Genomic DNA, 2,589 nt, shown 5'->3' on the forward strand with positions numbered 1-2,589 from the left:
CACCGCGAGCTCAATTTCCCGCTGCCGCTCCTGCTCGGCGGCACGCTCAACAAGTTCTGAGGAAAGGACCGCCCATGTTTCGCCGTCTCGAACTGATCGACGAGGAGGGCGTCGGTGCCGCCATGGTCTATGAGACCGAGGCCGCCGCCGTGGCCTGCCACCCGCCGCTGCGCCGCTATGCCGTCACCGCCGAACCGGCCCCGGGGCAGAGCCGTTACGACGCCCTGCTCGCCGTCATGGCGGCCCAGGATCCGGAGGGCTGAGGAATGGCGGATTCTCTCGGCGCGCCCGTGGCCAAACGGGGCGAATTCGAACGCCAGGCCACCGTCGTGGTCGGCGCCCTGCTGACCGCCGGCGTGGTCTGGATGGCCCAGGGGGTGAGCGAGACGGCGGCCAATGTCGCCGCGCTCAAGGTGCAGATCGAGGGCCTGCGCGAACAGGTCGCCGAATTGAAGGAGAGCGGCCGCACGTCCTTCCCGGCGGAGGATGCGCGGCGCGAGTTCGGCCGGGTCGATGCCCGCCTCGCCGATCTCGAGACGCGGCTCCGCCGGATCGAGCATGGCGGGACGGAGCGCCGGCCATGAGCGCGCCGCCGCCTCCCTTCGCCGCCCGCGTGGTGCCCCTGCCGAAACCGGCGGAGGTCGATCGCGACACGCTCGCCCGCACCCTCTGGGGCGAGGCAAGGGGCGAGGGCGTGCCGGGCATGACGGCGATCGCTGCCGTCGTGCTCAACCGGGCGCTGGCCTCGGCCCGGCGGGTCGCCTGTGGCCAGTCCGCGCTCTGGTGGGGCGGGCCTTCCGTCGCCTCCGTGTGCCGGGCGCCCTGGCAATTCTCCTGCTGGAATGTCGGCGATCCGAACCGGGTCGCCCTTCTGGCCCTGGCGCCGGATGCCGCCTCGCTGCTGCCGGCGCGGACGATCGCCGATGCCGCCCTCGACGGCAGGGCGGGCGATCCGACCGCCGGTTCCGACCACTACCACGCCCGCGGCACCAAGCCGGCCTGGGCGCGGGGCCGGCGGCCCCTGGTCACCATCGGCCGCCATCTCTTCTACCGCCTGGGTCCTTAGGAGAACAAAACATGATCAACTATATCGCCAACCATGCCGACGACATTCTGACCGTGGCCTCGGGCCTGGTCGCTTCGGCTTCCGCGGTAGCGGCCCTGACGCCGACGCCCAAGGACGACGGCATCGCCCTCCTGCTGCGCAAGCTGCTCGACGTCCTGGCCCTCAACGTGGGCAATGCCCGGCGCGATCGCTGACTTGGCACGGTCTTCGCAAGGGAAGGGGCGTGGTGGGCCGCGGATCGGCGGCAATTCGGGGTTTCGACCCGCGGTCCGCCACGGCACCCGGCAATTTTGGCCGGGTGCCGGGACCGGATTGCCGGGAGGACGACCAGATGAGCCTAGCCTTGCCGACCGAGATCGCCAATGCCGTGCGCCAGCGCCAGAGCTACGCCGGAATTCCGTCCGACGTCCTGCGCGGCATCCAGGCGGCGGCCGAGAAGACCGGCGTGGACTTCAAATATCTCCTGGCTCAGGCCAAGCTGGAGAGCGGTTTCGATACCACGGCCAAGGCGGTGACCTCGACCGCCAAGGGGCTCTATCAGTTCATCGAACAGACCTGGCTCAAGGTGGTGAAGGACCACGGTGCCGAACACGGCGTGGGCGAACTCGCCGATGCCATCACCACCGGCTCGGACGGACGCATGCGCGTCTCCGATTCCACGACCAAGAAAAAGATCCTGGCGCTGCGCGACGATCCCGAACTGGCCGCGGTCATGGGCGCCGAATTCGCCGCCGACAACAAGGACTATCTGTCGGGCAAGCTGAACCGGCCGGTCAATTCGACCGATCTCTACATGGCGCATTTCCTGGGGGCCGGCGGGGCTTCGCGCTTCCTCTCGGCGCTCGAGCGCAGGCCGTCCAGCAGTGCCGCCGACCTGCTGCCCGACGCGGCGGCGGCCAACAAGAGCATCTTCTACGACAAGAACGGCCGCGCGCGGAGCGTGCGCGACGTCTATGCCAACTTCGCCTCGAAGCTCGAAGACGCCGGCGAAGTCGCCACCGCCGCGGTCAGCGCCCAGACCGAGGCGACGGTCGCTTCCGCGGTTGGCCTCGGCCGCCAGGTCGGGCGCAGCCTCGCCTCGGCCGCGGGCTCGATCACCCGGATGTTCGGCCCGGCGCTGTCGACCGACACGGTGCTGACCCTGGCCGCCCTGCCCATCCCGGGCGAGAAGACCCAGATGGACAGCCGCCTCGCCTTCGCCGACCGCGCCGCCGGCTGAGTCTCAGGTCGCCACCGGCGACCACAGCACGTCGTCGATGCTGGGTGCCCCCGCCGCCAGCATGACCAGGCGGTCGACGCCGAGGGCGATGCCCGCCGATGCCGGCAGGCCCCATTCGAGGGCGGCCAGGAAATCCTCGTCGATCGGATAGCTGACGCCGTAGAGCGCCTGTTTCTTGGCGCAATCGGCCTCGAAGCGGCGGCGCTGCTCGGCCGCGTCGGTCAATTCGCCGAAGCCGTTGGCGACCTCGATGCCCCCGACATAGAGCTCGAAACGCTCGGCGATCGTCGGATCGTCCGGCCTC

6 protein-coding genes are annotated in these 2,589 nt (G+C 70.1%); 5 read left to right on the top strand and 1 reads right to left on the bottom strand.

The window, feature by feature from the left end:
- Positions 1-74: 74 nt before the first annotated feature.
- From WC493_RS23530 to WC493_RS23550, 5 genes are all read left to right on the top strand, one after another.
- On the top strand, positions 75-263 hold the full coding sequence (locus WC493_RS23530; protein ID WP_373069134.1) for a hypothetical protein: 189 nt from the start codon (positions 75-77) through the stop codon (positions 261-263).
- A 3-nt stretch (positions 264-266) separates the two neighbouring features.
- Positions 267-584, top strand: a complete 318-nt coding sequence (locus WC493_RS23535; protein WP_373069136.1) for a hypothetical protein — start codon at positions 267-269, stop codon at positions 582-584.
- Positions 581-1,066: a cell wall hydrolase gene (locus WC493_RS23540; RefSeq protein ID WP_373069138.1), complete on the top strand. Its 486-nt coding sequence runs from the start codon at positions 581-583 to the stop codon at positions 1,064-1,066. Before WC493_RS23535 ends, WC493_RS23540 begins: the two co-directional genes overlap by 4 nt.
- Before the next feature lie 11 nt (positions 1,067-1,077).
- Positions 1,078-1,260, top strand: coding sequence for a hypothetical protein (locus WC493_RS23545; RefSeq protein ID WP_373069140.1), 183 nt, complete (start codon positions 1,078-1,080; stop codon positions 1,258-1,260).
- A gap of 137 nt (positions 1,261-1,397) precedes the next feature.
- A complete protein-coding gene (locus WC493_RS23550) occupies positions 1,398-2,285 on the top strand; it encodes a transglycosylase SLT domain-containing protein (protein ID WP_373069142.1) in 888 nt (295 codons plus the stop codon).
- A gap of 3 nt (positions 2,286-2,288) precedes the next feature.
- Here WC493_RS23550 and WC493_RS23555 read toward each other — a convergent pair.
- Positions 2,289-2,589, bottom strand: a 301-nt coding sequence (locus tag WC493_RS23555; protein WP_373069144.1) for an amino acid--tRNA ligase-related protein, incomplete at its 5' end; no start/stop codon positions are given.

This window comes from Zavarzinia sp., assembly GCF_041650655.1.
Taxonomy (GTDB): Bacteria; Pseudomonadota; Alphaproteobacteria; order Zavarziniales; family Zavarziniaceae; genus Zavarzinia.

Excerpts from the sequence above, each read along its gene's own strand:
- WC493_RS23535 (WP_373069136.1), top strand. The coding sequence starts at position 267 with ATGGCGGATTCTCTCGGCGCGCCCGTGGCCAAACGGGGCGAATTCGAA.
- WC493_RS23540 (WP_373069138.1), top strand. The coding sequence starts at position 581 with ATGAGCGCGCCGCCGCCTCCCTTCGCCGCCCGCGTGGTGCCCCTGCCG.
- WC493_RS23530 (WP_373069134.1), top strand. The coding sequence starts at position 75 with ATGTTTCGCCGTCTCGAACTGATCGACGAGGAGGGCGTCGGTGCCGCC.
- WC493_RS23545 (WP_373069140.1), top strand. The coding sequence starts at position 1,078 with ATGATCAACTATATCGCCAACCATGCCGACGACATTCTGACCGTGGCC.
- WC493_RS23550 (WP_373069142.1), top strand. The coding sequence starts at position 1,398 with ATGAGCCTAGCCTTGCCGACCGAGATCGCCAATGCCGTGCGCCAGCGC.